Raw genomic sequence first — 17,754 nt, 5'->3', positions numbered from 1 at the left:
GGAGTCCCCGAAACAACGGATGTGAATCCTCCCCGATCAGCGTGCTAATCTTCGGTTGTCGCCAGGGAGAAGCGCCGAAACGGCGGGACGAACTGGAAACACCACTCTTGCGCGAGTGGCGGAACGGCAGACGCGCTGGCTTCAGGTGCCAGTGTCCTTAGGGACGTGGGGGTTCAAATCCCCCCTCGCGCACAACGAGTAGCTGGAAACAGCTGCTGGGTTGGTTCGACAGAACCCCCGCACCGGCGAGATCCGGTGCGGGGGTTCTTCGTTGTTTGCGGTGCGGTGCGGTGCGGTGCGGTGTGACCTGTGGCCTGTGGCGGGCGGGTTGGCGGGGCGGGTGTGGGTCGGGCGCTGTGCCTTGTTTCACGTGAAACGTCGAGGGGGCGTCTTCTCCGGCGACGGTTTTACTTGCTCTTTGGCCTGTTCAGAGACTTGTCCACAGCCTGGGGCGGTAGTTGTCCACAGGGGCCGACGGTCCGGGGTGAACGGCGGTACGGTCAGGGCCCATTGAGGGCGAACAGGACCGCTGGTGGGCGGGGGAGGCGGTTTCCATGAGTGCGACCGATGTGACGGCGGTCTCGGTGGTGGCGGCGAATCCGGTGGTGGTGGAACCGGTGGTGGCGGTGCCGGTCGTGACCGTGGCTGATGTGGCGGCGGCCGGGGCTCCGGCGCCGGGTGCGGTTTCCGGGGTGCCCGGGCCGCGCATTCCGGCGGTCCCGGGGTTCGCGCGGCGGACCGAGGAGTCGTCGCCCAAGGCGGCGGGCCGGGCGTTGCGGGAGCGGGTGCCGCGTGGCGCCCACGCCTCTCTGGTGCTTCCGGCGGGGCGGCCCGACGCCGTGCGGGCGGTCGAGGAGTCGAACAGGGGCCGGGTGGCCGGTCTGACCCCGATACGGGTGGGTCGCATGGCGGCCACCCCCTTCGCGTTCCTGCGCGGTGCGGCGGGACTGATGGCCCACGACCTCACGGGGACCCCCGTCACCGGGGTGGGCGCCCAGCTCTGTGGCGATGCGCACGCGGCCAACTTCGGTCTGTACGGCGATGCGCGCGGCAACCTCGTCATCGACCTCAACGACTTCGACGAGACGGTCTTCGGTCCCTGGGAGTGGGACCTCAAGCGGCTGGCCACCTCCTTCGTGCTCGCGGGCCGGGCGGCCGGCGCCGACGAGGACACCTGCCGCAAGGGTGCGTACGACGCCGTGGGCGCGTACCGGCGGACGATGCGACTGCTCGCCCGGCTGCCCGCGCTCGACGCGTGGAACGCCATCGCGGACGAGGCGCTCGTCTCGCACGCGGACGCGCGGGACCTCCTCGGGACGCTGGAGCGGGTCTCGGCGAAGGCCCGGAAGAACACGAGTGCCCGGTTCGCCGCCCGGTCCACGGAGGAGTCGGAGGACGGCGGGCGCCGGTTCCTGGACGCCCGGCCGGTGCTGCGCCGGGTCCCGGACGCGGAGGCGGCGGCGGTCGCGGCGGGTCTGGGCGGCTATCTGGAGACCCTCCCGGAGGACCGGGTGCCGCTGCTCGCCCGCCATGCCATCCAGGACGTGGCGTTCCGGGTGGTTGGGACGGGCAGCGTGGGGACCCGTTCGTACGTGGTGCTGCTGCTGGACCACCGGGGGGAGCCGCTGGTGCTCCAGGTGAAGGAGGCCCGGCCGTCGGCGCTGACGCCTCACCTGCCGGCCGTCGGTTTCGACGTTCCGGTGGTGGAGCACGAGGGGCGTCGGGTGGTGCTCGGGCAGAAGCGGATGCAGGTCGTCAGCGACCATCTGCTCGGCTGGGCCGAGGTCGAGGGCCGGCCCTACCAGGTACGGCAGTTCCGGAACCGCAAGGGCAGCGTCGATCCGGCGGCACTCGCCCCGGACGAGGTGGACGACTACGCGCGGATGACCGGTGCCCTGCTCGCCCGGGCCCACGCGCACAGCGCCGATCCGCGTCTCGTGGCCGGGTACTGCGGGAAGAACGACGAGCTGGAGGAGGCGGTGGCGGACTTCGCCGTGACGTACGCGGACCGGACCGAGGCGGACCACGCCGAACTCCTCAAGGCCATCAGGTCCGGACGGATAGCGGCCGAGCTGGGGGTCTGAGCGCCGGGGCGGCCCCCGCCGGGTCCTCGCCCCGCCCGCCGGGGCCATACGCTGGACGGGTGACCGACGAAGCCGCCGGGGTGGACACCACCCGGAACGACGATGACCGGCAGAGCCCCGACCACGTCCAGGACCTGGGGAGTCCGGGCGGCGAGCCCGACGCGGAAGGAGAAGCGCCCGGCGCGGAGCCTTCCGGGGCTCCTTCCGCTGCTTCCTCCGGGGCTCCTTCCGGGGAGGACACGGTGCCCGGTGCGGAGGAGACCGCCGCACGGCCGGAGGCGCGGCTCGCCAAGGCGGTCCAGGCGGCCGAGCAGGCGCTGATCGAGTTCGAGATCGCGGTGGAGACCTTCCGGGTCGAGGTGGAGAACTTCTCCCGGCTGCACCACCAGAAGCTCGGCCCGATGTACGCCCGCCTCGACGAGCTGGACGCGCTCATCGCGGAGGCCACGGCCGCCCGTACCGGCGACCCCGAGGACGCCCGCAAGGCCCGGGAGAAGCGTGCCGCCGTCATGCCGATGCCGGGGGTGGAGGAGCTGTTCCACGGCTGGATGGATTCGGACGGGCTCTACCCCGAGGCCGTCGCCATGCTCACCGAGCAGACGGTTCAGCCGCCGAAGCGGGTACGGCCCAGCGACGAGGCCCGCAAGCTCTACCGCGAGCTGGCCCGCAAGGCCCACCCCGACCTGGCGCGGGACGAGGCCGACCGGCAGCGGCGGGACGAGTTCATCGCCCGGGTCAACGCGGCGTACGGCCGGGGCGACGTGCCGTTGATGCGGGAGCTCGCCGACGAGTGGGCGGCGGACCCGGTGCGCCCGCCGGTGCTGCTGAGCGAGAGCGAGGAGCTCTACGCCCGGCTGGAGTGGCTCAGCCGGCGCAAGGAGCTGCTGACCGTGCTCGCGCAGGAGCTGGAGCAGAGCGCGATCGGCTCGATGCTGCGGATGGCGCCGGACGACCCGGACCAGCTGCTGGTGGACATCGCCGACCAGTTGCTGGGCGAGGTGTCCCGGCGGGAGGCGGAGCTCGCGGAGCTGGTGCAGTAGCGTTTCGGTAGACGGTGTCGCGTATGCGCGTATGTACGAGAGAAGGCATGACCCATGAATTTCGCCCCGCTGCCCTCGGTGGACGTCGCTGCGGTGCCGTCGGACGGCTTCGTGCTCGACGTCCGTGAGAACGACGAGTGGGCGGCCGGTCACGTCGAGAGTGCCCTGCACATCCCGATGAGCGACTTCGTCGGCCGCTTCGGCGAGCTGACGGAGGCGGCCGAGGACGGCCGCCGCGTGCACGTGATGTGCCGCGTCGGCGGGCGGTCCGCGCAGGTCACCCAGTACCTCGTCCAGCAGGGCATCGACGCGGTGAACATCGAGGGCGGCATGCTCGCCTGGGACGGGGCCGGCCGTCCGATGGTCGCGGACGGCGGCGCGTCGCCCTTCGTCCTCTGAGAGCGGCTGACGACTGGGATGGACGGCTGACCACCGAGGCTGACGGCTGACCACCGGGGCTGACGGCTGACCACTGGCGGCACGGGGGCGGCGGTGTGCGGACCGCCCCGGTGCTCGCCCCGTACTCGCCGCCGGTCAGCGGTCGAAGTCGATGGCCACCTCGGGGGTGAGCGGGTGCGACTGGCAGGCCAGGACGAAGCCGGCCTCGGTCTCCTCCGGTTCCAGCGCGTAGTTCCGGTCCATCCGCACCTCGCCCCGGACGAGGAAGGCGCGGCAGGTGCCGCATACTCCGCCCTTGCAGGCGTAGGGCGCGTCGGCACGCCTGCGGAGCACCGTCTCCAGCAGTGAATCGCCGTTCTCCACCGGCCAGTTGCCCGAACGCCCGTGCAGGGTCGCCGTGAGTGTGGCCTCCGCGGGGACGGTGACCCCGGCCGCACTTCCGGCGGCTGCCAGGTCCGGATTCGCCCCCGTCGGGGCGGGGGCGTCCGCCACGTGGAAGATCTCCTGGTGGACACGGCCGCGGTCGACGTCCAGCGAGCGCAGGGCCCGTTGGGCCTCCCGGACCAGTCCGAGCGGTCCGCAGAGGAACCACGCGGCCACCTCCGGCACCGGCAGCAGGGCGGGCAGCAGCGAGGTCAGGCGCTCCTGGTCGAGGCGTCCGGCGGGCAGCCCCGCCGCCTGCTCCTCCCGGGAGAGCGCGGTGACGAGGTGGAAGCGGTCCGGGTAACGGTCCTTGAGGTCGGCCACCTCGTCGAGGAACATCGTCGACGCCACCGTCCGGTCGCTGCGCACGAGGCAGAACCGGGCCAGGGGCTCCCGCGCGAGCAGGGTCGCCGCGATCGACAGGACCGGGGTGATGCCGCTGCCGCCGACCACCGCCGCGAAGAGACCCGGCCGGGGCTCCAGCGTGAAGCGCCCGGTCGGGGGCATCGCCTCCACCTGGTCGCCGACCGCGAGTTCCTTGAGCGCGTACGTCGAGAAGGTGCCGCCGTCCACCAGGCGGATGCCGACCCGGAGCACCGGCGGCTCCGGTGGGGCCACGGCGGGGGAGCAGAGCGAGTAGGACCGCCGGATCTCCTCGCCGCCCGCTTCGTAGCGCACGTTGAGGTGCTGGCCCGGTACGTGGCGGAAGGTCTCCCGCAGGGCGTCCGGGACCTCGAACGTCACGGCCACCGCGTCGTCCGTGATGCGTTCGACGGCGCGGACCCGGAGCGGATGGAACATCTACAACTCCTTGAAGTGGTCGAAGGGTTCGCGGCAGTCGTCGCAGCGGCGCAGCGCCTTGCAGGCGGTGGAGGAGAACCTGCTGAGCAGCTCGGTGCGGGTCGAGCCGCAGTGCGGGCAGCGCACGGCGAGGGTGAGCGGCACCGTCCCGTCGGAGGCGTGTACGGGGCGCGGGGGCGCTATGCCGGAGGCGGCGAGCTTGCGGCGGCCCTCCGCGCTGATGTCGTCCGTGGACCAGGCCGGCGTCAGCACCGTGACCACCGAGACCTGGGCCATTCCGTGGTCGTGGAGGGCGCGTTCGATGTCGTGGGCCATGGTCTCCACGGCGGGGCAGCCGGTGTAGGTCGGGGTGAGGGTGACGGTGACGCGGTCGGGTCCCTCCACCCGGACACCGCGCAGGACGCCGAGCTCGTCGAGGGTCACCACCGGCAGTTCCGGGTCGGGTACGGCTCCGGCGACGGCGCGCAGCTCCTCCTCCAGCGGGGTCGTGGTCACCATGTCGCCCCCGGGTGGCTGCGGTGGAGGTGCTGCATCTCGGCGATCATCCGCCCGAAGGGCTCGGTGTGCAGCCCCTGGCGGCCGGCGCCCGCCGTCCAGGCACCGCTCCTCGGGCCGGTGGGCAGGGAGAGGCCGGCGCGCCCGACCACGTCCGTGACCGAGGCCAGCCAGTCGTCGCCGAGGGCCGCCCAGTCGACGTCGACGCCTTCGACGGGCCGGACGAGCTCACCGGTGAACTTCCAGAGCCCGTCCAGTCCTTCGCGCATCCGGCGGTGGCTCTCCTCGGTGCCGTCGCCGAGGCGCAGGGTCCACTGCTCGGCGTGGTCCTGGTGGTAGGCGACCTCTTTCACGGCTTTCGCGGCCAGAGGGCGGAAGGCGCTCGTGCCGGCGGCCAGCCGCTCGTACAGGAGGCGCTGGTAGACGGAGAAGTAGAGCTGGCGGGCGATGGTGCGGGCGAAGTCGCCGTTCTCCTGCTCGACCAACTGCGTGTTGCGGAAGGCGCGTTCTTCGCGGAGGTAGGCGAGTTCGTCCTCGTCGCCCACGAGGGAGAGGAGGACGCGGGCCTGGCCGAGGAGGTCCAGCGCGATGTTGGCGAGGGCGACCTCCTCCTCCAGCACCGGGGCGTGGCCGGCCCACTCCCCCAGCCGGTGCGACAGCACCAGCGCGTCGTCTCCCAGGGCGAGGGCACCGGCCAGGAGTCCGGGCGGTGCGGAGGCCGTGGGGCGGGGCGTCGCGTCGTGCGGGGCGGCGGTCACAGGTGCTTCACCCCTTCCGGGATCTCGTAGAAGGTGGGGTGGCGGTAGGGCTTGTCGGCCGCCGGTTCGAAGAAGGAGTCCTTCTCGTCGGGGGACGAGGCGGTGACCGCGGTGGAGGGCACCACCCAGATGGAGACCCCTTCCGCGCGGCGGGTGTAGAGGTCGCGGGCGTTGCGCAGGGCCATGGTGGCGTCGGGGGCGTGCAGGCTGCCGGCGTGGGTGTGCGAGAGCCCCCGGCGGGAGCGGACGAACACCTCCCACAGCGGCCAGTCGGTCGAGTCGCTCATGCCGTCGCCTCCGCGTTCGGGGCCGGGGTGGTGGATGCGTCCGCCGCGCTGCCCGCACCGGTGGAGGGCGCGGCCCGCGGGGGCTGCGGGGGTTCGGGCCGCGCGTGCTTCGTGGCGTACGCGGCCGCGGCGTCGCGGACCCAGGCGCCCGCCTCGTGGGCGTCGCGGCGCTGGGCGAGCCGCTGGTCGTTGCACGGGCCGTTGCCCTTGAGCACCTCCTGGAACTCCGTCCAGTCGATGGCGCCGAAGTCGTGCCTGCCCCGGTCGTCGTTCCACCGGAGGTCGGGATCGGGGAGCGAGAGGCCGAGGGCCTCGGCCTGGGGCACGCAGATGTCCACGAACCGCTGGCGGAGTTCGTCGTTCGAGTGACGCTTGATCTTCCAGGCCATCGACTGCGCGGAGTGCGCGGAGGCGTCGTCCGGCGGCCCGAACATCATCAGCGACGGCCACCACCAGCGGTCCACCGCGTCCTGCGCCATCGCGTGCTGGGCGGGTGTTCCCCGGCTCAGCGCCAGCAGGAGTTCGTACCCCTGGCGCTGGTGGAAGGACTCCTCCTTGCAGATGCGGACCATCGCGCGGGCGTACGGGCCGTACGAGCAGCGGCAGAGCGGCACCTGGTTGGTGATGGCGGCGCCGTCCACCAGCCAGCCGATCGCGCCCACGTCAGCCCAGGTCAGCGTCGGGTAGTTGAAGATCGACGAATAGCGCTGGCGGCCCGCGTGCAGCTTGTCGAGCAGCTCCGCCCGGCTGGTGCCCAGGGTCTCCGCGGCGCTGTAGAGGTACAGGCCGTGGCCCGCCTCGTCCTGCACCTTGGCCATCAGGATGGCCTTGCGGCGCAGGGAGGGGGCCCGGGTGATCCAGTTGGCCTCGGGCTGCATCCCGATGATCTCGGAGTGCGCGTGCTGGGCCATCTGGCGGACCAGCGAGGCGCGGTACGCGTCCGGCATCCAGTCGCGGGGCTCGATCCGCTCGTCCGACGCCACGGTGGCGTCGAACGCCGCCGTACGGCCGTCCGTCCCCGCTGCTGCGGCATCCGCACCGTCCGGTGTCTGCCGACCCGCGGTCACTGTCGCCATGACCACTCCGTCCCGACCGATCGTTCGGTCCATCGACTTCAATGGTCGGTCGGCGGACCGTAGGGTGTCAACCCTGTGGATGGCCGAGGGATGATCGACGACGATCGGGGCGGTATGCAATCGGATCACAGGGGGCGCCCGGGGCGTCGGCCGGCCGACGAGGGCGAGGGATCGGACGAGGTACGCGCGGACGCGGCACCCCAGGAGGCGTCGGGGCTCTCCACGGAACGCGCGGTACGGCCCGACGGGCCGCCGGGTGAGCCGGGTGGGTCGCCCGCCGAGGAGTTCGCCGCCGAGGGGCGCATACCGGAGCGAGCCGGTGGTGAAGCGGCCGCTGGGGGCGAGGCCGAAGCGGAAGAAACCGCCGACGCCGAGGAAACCGCTGGTGAGGTGATCGGTGGCGAACAGGCCACCGCCGGGGTCTCCGCGTCCTGGCCTCCCGGGACGGACGGGCACGAGCCCGCGCCGGGGCCCGAAGAGCTCGACGCGGGCCGTGACCACGACGGGGACACCGCCGCTTCCGGTGCCGCGGCGCACTCCCCGGGCGAGGGGGACGACCGGCACGGTGCGGTGGGTGCCGGGCGTGAGGGCGGTGACGACGGTGCGGGCGGACCCGGTACCGCGTCCGGGGCGCCGTCCGGCGCGGCCCCGGGCCCGGCGCGCGTCGGGATGGCCGGGCTGTCGACCGGATACCGGGTCGTCGCGGGGCTGGTGATGGTCGGGATCGGCCTGCTCGCCTGCGTCCACCTGGGCATGGTCTTCCTGCACGTCGCACCGTCGAACACGCTCTCCAAGGAACACGCGGAGAGCGTCAACAAGTGGATCTATCCGGAGTTCGAGCAGAACTGGAAGCTTTTCGCTCCGAATCCGCTCCAGCAGAACATCTCCGTGCATGTCCGGGCGGAGGTCGTCAGCGCCGACGGGGATCGCCGTACCACCCCCTGGATGAGTCTCACCGCGGAGGACGCCGAGGCGATACGGAGCAACCCGCTGCCCAGCCATGCCGCTCAGAACGAGTTGCGCAGAGGATGGGACTTCTACGTCAACAGCCATGACGACAAGAACCGTTCGACCGGAACGCGCGGAGTGCTCGCCGAGTCCTATCTGCGGCGCATCGTGATGCGGCGCCTGGACGGGCACGACTACGGCGGGAAAGTCGAACGCATCCAGCTGCGTTCGTCGTCGCGCCGGGTCGCGGCACCCCCGTGGAGCACCGAGAAGATCAGCACCCGTCCGGTCTACCGCGAGCTCGGGTGGTGGAACGTGTCCACCGACGATCTGCCCGAAGGCAGCGCGGCGGCCCGGGCGGCAGCGACGTCCGGCGAGGAGGCCGACCAGTGAGCACCGCCCCCACGGCGCCTGCCGTCGACCCCCGTCCGATCGAGGATCGGATCCGCCGTTCCGTCCAGCGGATCACCGCGTCCGCTCTCGGCCCGTACCAGAGCGCCGTGATCCGGATCGGGTTCACCGCCACGTATCTGCTGTTCCTGTTGCGCGAACTGCCGTACCGGCAGGAGCTCTACGGGCCGGACTCCCCCTGGCAGTGGGAGCTGGCGCACCGGCTGATATCCGACAACCACGCCTTCACCGTCCTGATGTGGTCGGACAGTTCCGCGTGGTTCGAGGCGGTCTACGCGCTCACCCTCGTGGCGGCGTTCTGCACGATGATCGGGTGGCGCACCCGGACGATGTCCGTCCTGTTCATGGTCGGGGTCCTCTCGATCCAGAACCGCAACGTCTTCATGGGCGACGGCGGCGACAACGTCGTCCATCTGATGGCGATCTACCTCGTGCTGACCCGCTGCGCCCAGGTCTGGTCGCTCGACGCGCGGCGGGCCGCACGGAACGCGGCGCGGCGGGCGCAGGGACTGCGGCCGGCCCGGGACGTCGTCGGTCCGGTGCTCTGGTCGGTGCTCGGACCGGTACTGGTGGTCGCCACGGTGCAGGACGGTCTCGGCGGCACCCGGTGGCTGCCGGCGCTGCTGTGGGTGCTCTGGCTGGGGGCCGCCGCCCAGCGGATCACGGACCGGAAGGCACCGGACGGGGAGCACCGGGTGCTGCTCGACGTGGTGGCCAACCTCGCCCACAACGCGGCCCTCGTGGTGATCATGGCCGAGGTCTGCCTGGTTTACGCCACCGCCGGCTGGTACAAGATCCAGGGTTCGCGCTGGCAGGACGGCACCGCGCTGTACTACCCGCTCCATCTGGACTACTTCACCCCGTGGCCCCAGCTCTCGAACCTGCTCGCGGGCAGCGCGGTGATGGTGATGGTGGTGACGTACGCGACGGTGATCGTGCAGGTGGCGTTCCCGTTCACGCTCTTCAACCGGCGGGTCAAGAACGTCCTGCTGGTCCTGATGATGGGCGAGCACGCGGGGATCGCGGTCCTGCTGGGCCTGCCCTTCTTCTCGATGGCGATGATCTCGGCGGACGCCGTCTTCCTGCCCACCGTCTTCCTGGTGTGGCTGGGCGGCCGGGTCGGCGCGGGCCGGGACCGGCTGCTGGCCCGGGTCGGCAGCCGTACGGGCGCGGCCCGCGTGCCCGGCCCGCGGGGGCCGGACGGACCGGGCGGGGAGGCCCCGCGGCGTCCCGCCGACGGGGGCCATACGCTCGTCGGGTGAGCAGTGAGACCGGCAGTACAGAGGAATTCGTGCCCTTCGTGGCCGAGGGGCCCGATCCGGCCGCGGAACCGGCGCAGTACGACGACGGGTTCGGGGACGGGATCGGTGTCGGACCGCACCCGTCCCCCTGGCCGGAGGACGAGCGGTACGACCCCGAGCTGCTGGCGGGCGGCGACCGGCGCAACGTGGTGGACGAGTACCGCTACTGGACCCGCGAGGCGATCGTCGCCGACCTGGACCTGCGGCGTCACGACTTCCACGTGGCGGTGGAGAACTGGGGCCACGACTTCAACATCGGCTCGGTCGTCCGCACCGCGAACGCCTTCCTCGCGAAGGAGATCCACATCGTCGGCCGTCGGCGCTGGAACCGTCGTGGCGCCATGGTCACCGACCGCTACCAGCATGTGCGCCACCACCCCGACACCGCCGACCTGACCGCCTGGGCGGCGGCGGAGGAGCTGCCGATCATCGGGATCGACAACCTCCCCGGGGCCGTACCGCTGGAGCGGACCGTGCTGCCCCGGCGCTGTGTGCTGCTCTTCGGCCAGGAGGGTCCGGGGCTCACGGAGGAGGCCAGGGCCCACGCCTCGATGGTCTGCTCGATCGCGCAGTTCGGTTCGACGCGGTCGATCAACGCGGGGGCGGCCGCCGCCGTCGCCATGCACGCGTGGATCCAGCGGTACGCGGACGTGCCGGACCCCGCGGCCTGACGCCCGGCACCGTACGAGGAGACCCGGGCCCGGTGGCCTCGGGCCCGGTGGCCTCAGGCCTGGCGGCGTACCTCGATGGTGCGGAAGCGGCCCGAGACGAAGGCGCCGTCGCAGAGGGCCGCGTTGGCCGCCGGGTTGCCGCCCGAGCCGTGGAAGTCGGAGAAGGCCGCCGTCTGGTTGACGTAGACCCCGCCGGTCAGGTTCAGCGACAGCTGGGCGGATTCCTCCAGGCAGACCTCCTCGATCGCGCGCTCCACCTCGGGCGAGGTGGTGTAGGCGCCGACCGTCATCGCGCCCTTCTCCCGGATCGTGCGGCGCAGCAGGTCCACCGCGTCGGCGACGGAGTCCACCGAGACGGCGAAGGACACCGGGCCGAAGCACTCGGAGAGGTGGACGGGGTCGCCGCCGTCCGGGCCGGGCTCCTTGGCGAGGACCTTGACGACGACCGGCGTGCGCACCACCGCGTCGGGGAACTCCGGGTGAGGTACCGCGCGTGAGGCGAGGGCCACGTCGCCGAGGTCCGGGGCGGCTTCGAGCCGGCTCCGTACGTCCGGGTTGACCAGGGCGCCGAGGAGAGCCGTGGCGCGTGCGTCGTCGCCGAGGAGCCCGTCGACCGCCGCCGCCAGGTCGGCGACCACCTCGTCGTACGTCCGGGGACCCTGGTCGGTGCTGATGCCGTCGCGGGGGACGAGGAGGTTCTGCGGGGTGGTGCACATCTGGCCGCTGTAGAGGGAGAGCGAGAACGCGAGGTTGGCGAGCATTCCGGCGTAGTCGTCGGTGGAGTCGATCACCACCGTGTTGACCCCGGCCTTCTCGGTGTAGACCTGGGCCTGGCGGGCGTGGGTCTCCAGCCAGTCCCCGAAGGCGGTGGAGCCGGTGTAGTCGATGATCCGGACCTCCGGGCGCACCGCCAGCTCCTTGGCGATGCCCTCGCCGGGGCGCTCGGCCGTCAGCGCGACGAGGTTCGGGTCGAATCCGGTCTCGGCGAGCACCTCGCGCGCGATCCGGACGGTGAGCGCGAGCGGCAGCACGGCGCGCGGGTGCGGTTTGACGAGGACGGGGTTGCCGGTGGCGAGCGAGGCGAAGAGGCCCGGGTAGCTGTTCCAGGTGGGGAAGGTGTTGCAGCCGATCAGCAGTGAGACGCCGCGCCCCACCGCGGTGAACGACTTGCGCAGCCGGAGCGGGTCGCGTTTGCCCTGCGGCTTGGACCAGTCGGCCTCGGCGGGGGTACGGAACTGCTCCTCGTACGCGTACGCCACCGCCTCGAGGCCGCGGTCCTGGGCGTGCGGGCCGCCCGCCTGGAACGCCATCAGGAAGGCCTGTCCGCTGGTGTGCATGACGGCCTGCGCCACCTCGTGCGTGCGGGCGGCGACGCGCGCCAGGATCTCCAGGCAGACCAGCGCCCGCGCCTCGGGGCCGGCGTCCCGCCAGGCTGTCGTGGCGGCGCGCATCGCGGGCAGCAGGACGTCGGGGTCGGCGTGTGGGTACTCGATGCCCAGCTCGGGGCCGTACGGGGAGATCTCGGCGCCCGTCCAGCCGTCGGTGCCGGGCTGGCCGAGGTCGAAGCGGGTGTGCAGGAGTGCGTCGAACGCCGCCTTGCCCTCGGCCATGCCGAGGCTGCCGGGCGCCCCGCCCTCGCCGTACGCCTTGGGGTGCTCCGGGTGGGGCGACCAGTAGGCGCGGGTCCGGATGGCGTCGAGGGCCTGGTCGAGCGTGGGCCGGTGGGTCTCGGACAGCTTCTGGAGGGAGAGCGCGGCGGCCATGGCGGACCAACTCCTCATCGAGCCGGGCGGGGACGTGCTGACGGAGTTAGAGTAACCGAACGATCGGTCGGGACAAGGGGGCCCGGACAACCTGTGGACAACTCATGGGGGAGGATCGCGTTCATGACCACGGCCAAGCGGGACACGTACACCCCGGAGACGCTGCTGGCCGTCGCCGTGCGGGTGTTCAACGAGCGCGGATACGACGGCACGTCCATGGAGCACCTCTCCCGGGCGGCGGGCATCTCGAAGTCGTCGATCTACCACCATGTGGCGGGCAAGGAGGAGCTCCTGCGCCGCGCGGTGAGCCGGGCGATCGACGGGCTCTTCCGGATTCTCGACGAGCCGGGCGCGGACCGGGGGCGCGCGGTCGAACGGGTCGAGTACGTCACCCGCCGCACGGTCGAGGTGCTGATGGCCGAGCTGCCGTACGTCACTCTGCTGTTGCGCGTCCGGGGCAACACGAAGACCGAGCGGTGGGCGCTGGAGCGGCGCCGCGAGTTCGACCAGCGGGTGGCGGCCCTGCTGAAGGCGGCCGTCGCGGACGGGGACCTCCGGGCCGACGTGGACATACGGCTGGCCACCCGGCTGCTGTTCGGCATGGTGAACTCGCTCGTCGAGTGGTACCGCCCGCAGCCCGAGGGAGCCGGCGGAGGCACCGGTGGCGCCCCGGACGGGGTCCCCGGGGCGGACGACCTGCCGGGGACCGTCGTACGGCTGGCTTTCGACGGGATGCGCTCCGCCGGCCGGTGACAATTCGTGTGACGGTTCGGGTGAAGGTCGGCCGTCAGCCGGCGGCGGTGGGGCGGTTGGTCCGGCCGTGGCCGAGTTCGGTCTCCTCGAACACCAGCAGGGTGCGGGTGGAGAGCACCTCGGGAATGGCCTGAATGCGGGTGAGGACGAGCTCGCGCAGGGCCCGGTTGTCCGGTGTGTGCACCAGGAGCAGTACGTCGAAATCGCCGCTGACCAGCGCGATGTGGGTGGCGCCCGGGAGTGCCTGGAGCTCCTCGCGCACGGTCCGCCATGAGTTCTGCACGATCTTGAGCGTGATGTAGGCGGACGCCCCCTGCCCGGCCCGCTCGTGGTCGATCCGGGCGCTGAACCCGCGGATGACCCCGTCCTCGACCAGCCGGTTGATGCGGGCGTAGGCGTTGGCCCGCGACACGTGCACCTGTTCGGCGACGGCGCGTATCGAGGCCCGGCCGTCGGTGCGGAGGATGCGCAGGATGTCCCGGTCGACGGCGTCCAGGGGGCGGGCCGGCGGTGTCGGCCCGGGCCCCTCGGCCATTCGTTCAGCTGCCATGCCCCCGCGCCTCCCTGTTGTGGACGAGCTGCCTCCATCCCAGGCTGTGGACAACCGTTTGTCCACAGGGCGAGGGGGGCTGTAGCCAGAATGCGTCCACGACCGAACAATCGGTAGGTGAGACACGTCACCCGGGCTCGCCCCGGGCCGCGTCCGCGTGCGACCGCTCCGACTCCGACGTACACCCCGACGTAGGGCCCGGGGCCCGGTGGGATTCCGTTCTTCCGCCGGCCCGTGTGTCCGCCTCGTTGCCAAGGAGGTGCCTCTCATGACGGTCCAAGAGCTGCCCGGCGCGGGCTACCGGCCGGTGCCGCCCCCGGCCTGGAAGCCGCTCACCGACCCCGCCCCGCTGCTCCCGGACCCGGAGCCGTACCGGGTGCTGGGCACGGACGCGGCGGCCGGAGTGGACCCGCGGCTGCTGCTGAGACTCCACGCCGAGCTGGTGCGGGGCCGCCGCTACAACGCGCAGGCGACGGCGCTCACCAAGCAGGGGCGCCTCGCCGTGTACCCGTCCAGCACCGGCCAGGAGGCCTGCCAGGTGGCCGCAGCGCTGGTGCTGGAGGAGCGGGACTGGCTCTTTCCGAGCTACCGGGACACCCTCGCCGCGGTGGCCCGGGGGCTCGATCCGGTCGACGCGCTGACGCTGCTGCGGGGCGACCGGCACACCGGTTACGACCCCCGCGAGCACCGGATCGCGCCGCTCTGCACCCCGCTGGCCACGCATCTGCCGCACGCGGTGGGGCTGGCGCACGCGGCGCGGCTCAGGGGCGACGACGTGGTGGCGCTGGCGATGGTCGGGGACGGCGGTACCAGCGAGGGCGATTTCCACGAGGCGCTGAACTTCGCGGCCGTGTGGCGGGCCCCGGTCGTCTTCCTCGTGCAGAACAACGGCTTCGCCATCTCGGTGCCGCTGGCCAAGCAGACGGCGGCACCGTCCCTCGCCCACAAGGCGGTCGGTTACGGCATGCCCGGCCGGCTGGTCGACGGCAACGACGCCGCCGCGGTGCACGAGGTGCTCGCCGACGCGGTGGCGCGCGCCCGCGGTGGTGGCGGGCCGACGCTGGTGGAGGCGGTGACCTACCGCATGGACGCCCATACCAACGCCGACGACGCGACCCGCTACCGCTCCGGGGACGAGGTGGAGTCCTGGCGGGACCACGACCCGGTGCTCCTCATGGAGCGTGAGCTGACCGGGCGCGGCCTGCTGGACGAGGCCACCGCCGACGCGGTGCGCGAGGCGGCGGAGCGGATGGCCGCGGCGCTGCGGGAGCGGATGAACGCCGATCCGGTGCTCGACCCGATGGACCTGTTCGCACACGTCTACGCGGACCGGACCGGGCCGCTGCGCGAGCAGGAGGCCGCGCTCCGCGCCGAGCTGGAGGCGGAGAGCGCGTACGCGGGCACGGACGCGGAAGGACAGCAGGACGGCCACGAGCGGGGCACGGAGGGCGGGCGATGACCACGGCGGTGCGGGCGGGGGCGGGTCGTACGGGCCCGGTCACGATGGCTCAGGCGCTGGGGCGGGCGCTGCGGGACGCGATGGCGGAGGACCCGTCGGTGCACGTCCTCGGAGAGGACGTCGGCACGCTCGGGGGCGTCTTCCGGGTCACCGACGGGCTGGCGGCGGAGTTCGGCGACGAGCGGTGCACGGACACGCCGCTCGCGGAGGCGGGGATTCTCGGCGCCGCGGTCGGGATGGCGATGTACGGCCTGCGGCCGGTGGTGGAGATGCAGTTCGACGCGTTCGCCTATCCGGCGTTCGAGCAGCTCGTCAGCCATGTGGCCCGGATGCGGAACCGCACCGGGGGCGCCCTGCCGATGCCCCTGACCGTGCGGATTCCGTACGGCGGCGGGATCGGCGGGGTCGAGCACCACAGCGACTCCTCGGAGGCGTACTACATGGCCACCCCGGGGCTCCACGTCGTCACCCCGGCCACCGTGGAGGACGCCTACGGGCTGCTGCGGGCCTCGATCGCCTCGGACGATCCGGTGGTGTTCCTGGAGCCGAAGCGGCTGTACTGGTCGAAGTCCGACTGGTCGCGGGAGGCCCCGGCGGAGGTCGGACCCATCGGCCGGGCGGTGGTCCGCAGGCCGGGGACGAGCGCCACGCTGATCACCTACGGCCCGTCCCTGCCGGTCTGTCTGGAGGCGGCCGAGGCGGCGGTGGCGGAGGGCTGGGACCTGGAGGTCGTCGATCTGCGGTCGCTGGTGCCGTTCGACGACGGGACGGTCGCCGCGTCCGTGCGGCGGACCGGGCGCGCGGTGATCGTCCACGAGTCCGCCGGGTTCGGCGGGCCGGGGGGCGAGATCGCCGCGCGGGTGACCGAGCGGTGCTTCCACCACCTGGAGGCGCCGGTGCTGCGGGTCGCCGGCTTCGACATCCCGTATCCGCCTCCGATGCAGGAGCGGCACCATCTGCCGGGGGTGGACCGGGTGCTCGACGCGGTCGCCCGGCTCCAGTGGGAGGCGACGCGCTGATGCCCACGGTGCTCGAGTTCAAGCTGCCGGACCTCGGCGAGGGGCTGACCGAGGCGTTGATCGTGCGGTGGCTGGTGGAGATCGGCGAGGTCGTCGCCGTGGACCAGCCGGTGGTCGAGGTCGAGACGGCCAAGGCCCTGGTGGAGGTGCCGTGCCCGTACGGGGGCGTGGTGACGGCCCGCTTCGGTGAGGAGGGGGCCGAACTCCCGGTCGGCGCGCCGCTGATGACGGTCGCGGTCGCACCGGGCCCGGCATCGGGTTCCGCCCCGGCTCCGGTTTCCGCCCCGGCCGCTCCGGTGTCGGCTCCGGCGTCCGCACCGGTGTCCGCTCCGGTGTCGTCGGAGGCTTCGGGGAACGTACTGGTCGGGTACGGCACCGCCGCCCCGGCAGCGCGGCGGCGGCGGGTCCGCCCCACGTCGGCGCCGGCCGCTGCCGGCGGTGGCGCCGGTGGCAGCGGTGGCGCCGGTCCGGTGGCTCCGGTCTTCCCGGTTGCTCCGGTAGCTCCGGCAGCTCCGGTCGTGGAGGCCGCTCCGGCTGGTTCCGCCGCTCCGGTCGCGGTCATCTCTCCGCTCGTCCGCCGACTGGCCCGGCAGCACGGACTGGACCTCCGGGAGCTGGTCGGATCGGGTCCGGAGGGGCTGATCCTGCGGTGCGACGTCGAGGCGGTGATCGAGCGGGCGTCCGCGGCGGGCGGTGAGCACACTGTCGGCGAGGCGGGGGCCGTCGGTGCGGTGGGGGCTGCCGCGTCCCCGCAGGGACGTGCCGTGACCGGCGAGCGGATCGCGTTGCGCGGGGTACGGGGCGCGGTCGCCGACAAGATGGCGCGCAGCCGGACCGAGATCCCCGACGCGACCTGCTGGGTGGACGCGGACGCGACCGAACTGATGGCGGCCCGCGCGGCGATGAACAGGGCGGCGGGTCCGAAGGTCTCGGTCCTCGCCCTGCTGGCCCGGATCTGTGCGGCGGCGCTGGCGAAGTACCCCGAGCTGAACTCCACCGTGGACACCGCCGCCCGGGAGATCGTCCGGTTGCCGTCCGTCCACCTCGGGTTCGCCGCGCAGACGGACCGGGGGCTGGTCGTACCGGTGGTCCGCGACGCGCACGCGCGGTCCGTGGACTCGCTGGCGGCCGAACTCGCCCGGCTCACCGAGGTGGCCCGGGACGGGAAGCTGACCCCGGCGGAGCTGACGGGCGGCACCTTCACCCTGAACAACTACGGCGTGTTCGGGGTGGACGGCTCCACGCCGATCATCAACCACCCTGAGGCAGCCATGCTCGGAGTCGGCCGCATCCTCCTCCGCCCCTGGGTGCACGGGGGTGAACTGGCGGTACGTCAGGTGGTGCAGCTTTCGCTCACCTTCGACCACCGGGTCTGCGACGGCGGCACGGCGGGAGGCTTCCTGCGGTACGTCGCCGACTGCGTGGAGCATCCGGCCGTCCTGCTGCGGACCCTGTAGGCCCGGTCCGGACGCGGGACCACTGATCGCCCGGCCCGCCCGGCCCGCCCGGCGGTCCC

Annotated in this window: 16 protein-coding genes, 1 tRNA gene and 1 pseudogene; 11 read left to right on the top strand and 7 right to left on the bottom strand. The window is 72.8% G+C overall.

Features of this window, described 5'->3' with window-relative positions; all coding sequences use genetic code 11:
• Positions 1 to 109 precede the first annotated feature (109 nt).
• The 4 genes from ACWCWD_RS04255 (at position 110) to ACWCWD_RS04240 (ending at position 3,523) form a co-directional block, all read left to right on the top strand.
• Positions 110 to 192: transfer RNA gene (locus ACWCWD_RS04255), tRNA-Leu, on the top strand.
• A gap of 362 nt (positions 193 to 554) precedes the next feature.
• Positions 555 to 2,084, top strand: coding sequence for a DUF2252 domain-containing protein (locus tag ACWCWD_RS04250; protein WP_450770110.1), 1,530 nt, complete (start codon positions 555 to 557; stop codon positions 2,082 to 2,084).
• A 59-nt stretch (positions 2,085 to 2,143) separates the two neighbouring features.
• Positions 2,144 to 3,124, top strand: a complete 981-nt coding sequence (locus ACWCWD_RS04245) for a J domain-containing protein (protein ID WP_450770108.1) — start codon at positions 2,144 to 2,146, stop codon at positions 3,122 to 3,124.
• Between the two features lie 54 nt (positions 3,125 to 3,178).
• Positions 3,179 to 3,523 (top strand): rhodanese-like domain-containing protein, encoded by a 345-nt coding sequence (locus ACWCWD_RS04240; protein ID WP_327176846.1) that lies wholly within the window; start codon positions 3,179 to 3,181, stop codon positions 3,521 to 3,523.
• Between the two features lie 135 nt (positions 3,524 to 3,658).
• Here the strand turns inward: ACWCWD_RS04240 and ACWCWD_RS04235 are convergent, their stop codons facing one another.
• The 5 genes from ACWCWD_RS04235 to paaA are packed head-to-tail and all read right to left on the bottom strand — an operon-like array spanning position 3,659 to position 7,363.
• On the bottom strand, positions 3,659 to 4,747 hold the full coding sequence (locus tag ACWCWD_RS04235; protein WP_450770106.1) for a 2Fe-2S iron-sulfur cluster-binding protein: 1,089 nt from the start codon (positions 4,745 to 4,747) through the stop codon (positions 3,659 to 3,661).
• Complete coding sequence (paaD, locus tag ACWCWD_RS04230) at positions 4,748 to 5,245, bottom strand: 1,2-phenylacetyl-CoA epoxidase subunit PaaD (protein ID WP_450770104.1); 498 nt, start codon at positions 5,243 to 5,245, stop codon at positions 4,748 to 4,750.
• Positions 5,239 to 6,000, bottom strand: coding sequence for a 1,2-phenylacetyl-CoA epoxidase subunit PaaC (gene paaC, locus ACWCWD_RS04225; RefSeq protein WP_450770102.1), 762 nt, complete (start codon positions 5,998 to 6,000; stop codon positions 5,239 to 5,241). Before paaC ends, paaD begins: the two co-directional genes overlap by 7 nt.
• On the bottom strand, positions 5,997 to 6,287 hold the full coding sequence (gene paaB, locus ACWCWD_RS04220; protein ID WP_390959109.1) for a 1,2-phenylacetyl-CoA epoxidase subunit PaaB: 291 nt from the start codon (positions 6,285 to 6,287) through the stop codon (positions 5,997 to 5,999). The genes paaC and paaB overlap by 4 nt, the downstream gene beginning before the upstream one ends.
• The gene (paaA, locus tag ACWCWD_RS04215) at positions 6,284 to 7,363 is read right to left on the bottom strand and encodes a 1,2-phenylacetyl-CoA epoxidase subunit PaaA (RefSeq protein ID WP_450770101.1); all 1,080 of its coding nucleotides are present in this window, start codon (positions 7,361 to 7,363) and stop codon (positions 6,284 to 6,286) included. Before paaA ends, paaB begins: the two co-directional genes overlap by 4 nt.
• Before the next feature lie 114 nt (positions 7,364 to 7,477).
• Between paaA and ACWCWD_RS04210 the strand changes: the two genes are divergently transcribed.
• From ACWCWD_RS04210 to ACWCWD_RS04200, 3 genes are read left to right on the top strand one after another with little or no spacing between them, the layout of a single operon-like run.
• Positions 7,478 to 8,704 (top strand): DUF5819 family protein, encoded by a 1,227-nt coding sequence (locus ACWCWD_RS04210; protein WP_450770099.1) that lies wholly within the window; start codon positions 7,478 to 7,480, stop codon positions 8,702 to 8,704.
• Positions 8,701 to 9,984, top strand: a complete 1,284-nt coding sequence (locus ACWCWD_RS04205; protein WP_450770098.1) for an HTTM domain-containing protein — start codon at positions 8,701 to 8,703, stop codon at positions 9,982 to 9,984. The genes ACWCWD_RS04210 and ACWCWD_RS04205 overlap by 4 nt, the downstream gene beginning before the upstream one ends.
• Positions 9,981 to 10,694 carry a TrmH family RNA methyltransferase gene (locus ACWCWD_RS04200; protein WP_450770096.1) on the top strand — a complete coding sequence of 238 codons (714 nt, stop codon included), beginning with the start codon at positions 9,981 to 9,983 and terminating at the stop codon, positions 10,692 to 10,694. Before ACWCWD_RS04205 ends, ACWCWD_RS04200 begins: the two co-directional genes overlap by 4 nt.
• Positions 10,695 to 10,747: 53 nt before the next feature.
• Here the strand turns inward: ACWCWD_RS04200 and paaN are convergent, their stop codons facing one another.
• A complete protein-coding gene (gene paaN, locus ACWCWD_RS04195) occupies positions 10,748 to 12,457 on the bottom strand; it encodes a phenylacetic acid degradation protein PaaN (RefSeq protein WP_450770095.1) in 1,710 nt (569 codons plus the stop codon).
• Between the two features lie 123 nt (positions 12,458 to 12,580).
• Here paaN and ACWCWD_RS04190 point away from each other — a divergent pair, with 123 nt between their 5' ends.
• Positions 12,581 to 13,210, top strand: a complete 630-nt coding sequence (locus tag ACWCWD_RS04190) for a TetR/AcrR family transcriptional regulator (RefSeq protein ID WP_450770093.1) — start codon at positions 12,581 to 12,583, stop codon at positions 13,208 to 13,210.
• Positions 13,211 to 13,263: 53 nt separating this feature from the next.
• Here the strand turns inward: ACWCWD_RS04190 and ACWCWD_RS04185 are convergent.
• A pseudogene (locus tag ACWCWD_RS04185) lies at positions 13,264 to 13,760 on the bottom strand (Lrp/AsnC family transcriptional regulator); the annotation flags it as partial.
• A gap of 268 nt (positions 13,761 to 14,028) precedes the next feature.
• Here ACWCWD_RS04185 and ACWCWD_RS04180 point away from each other — a divergent pair.
• Genes ACWCWD_RS04180 through ACWCWD_RS04170 form a run of 3 tightly spaced genes read left to right on the top strand, consistent with a single transcriptional unit; the run spans position 14,029 to position 17,695 of the window.
• Positions 14,029 to 15,219 (top strand): thiamine pyrophosphate-dependent dehydrogenase E1 component subunit alpha, encoded by a 1,191-nt coding sequence (locus ACWCWD_RS04180; RefSeq protein ID WP_450770091.1) that lies wholly within the window; start codon positions 14,029 to 14,031, stop codon positions 15,217 to 15,219.
• Positions 15,216 to 16,238 (top strand): alpha-ketoacid dehydrogenase subunit beta, encoded by a 1,023-nt coding sequence (locus ACWCWD_RS04175; protein WP_450770089.1) that lies wholly within the window; start codon positions 15,216 to 15,218, stop codon positions 16,236 to 16,238. The genes ACWCWD_RS04180 and ACWCWD_RS04175 overlap by 4 nt, the downstream gene beginning before the upstream one ends.
• Complete coding sequence (locus tag ACWCWD_RS04170; RefSeq protein WP_450770088.1) at positions 16,238 to 17,695, top strand: dihydrolipoamide acetyltransferase family protein; 1,458 nt, start codon at positions 16,238 to 16,240, stop codon at positions 17,693 to 17,695. Before ACWCWD_RS04175 ends, ACWCWD_RS04170 begins: the two co-directional genes overlap by 1 nt.
• Positions 17,696 to 17,754: the final 59 nt, after the last annotated feature.

This window comes from Streptomyces sp. NPDC001493 (genome assembly GCF_053597235.1).
The sequence above is the reverse complement of the archived record's forward strand: the minus strand, read 5'-3'. Positions and strand labels throughout refer to the sequence as shown.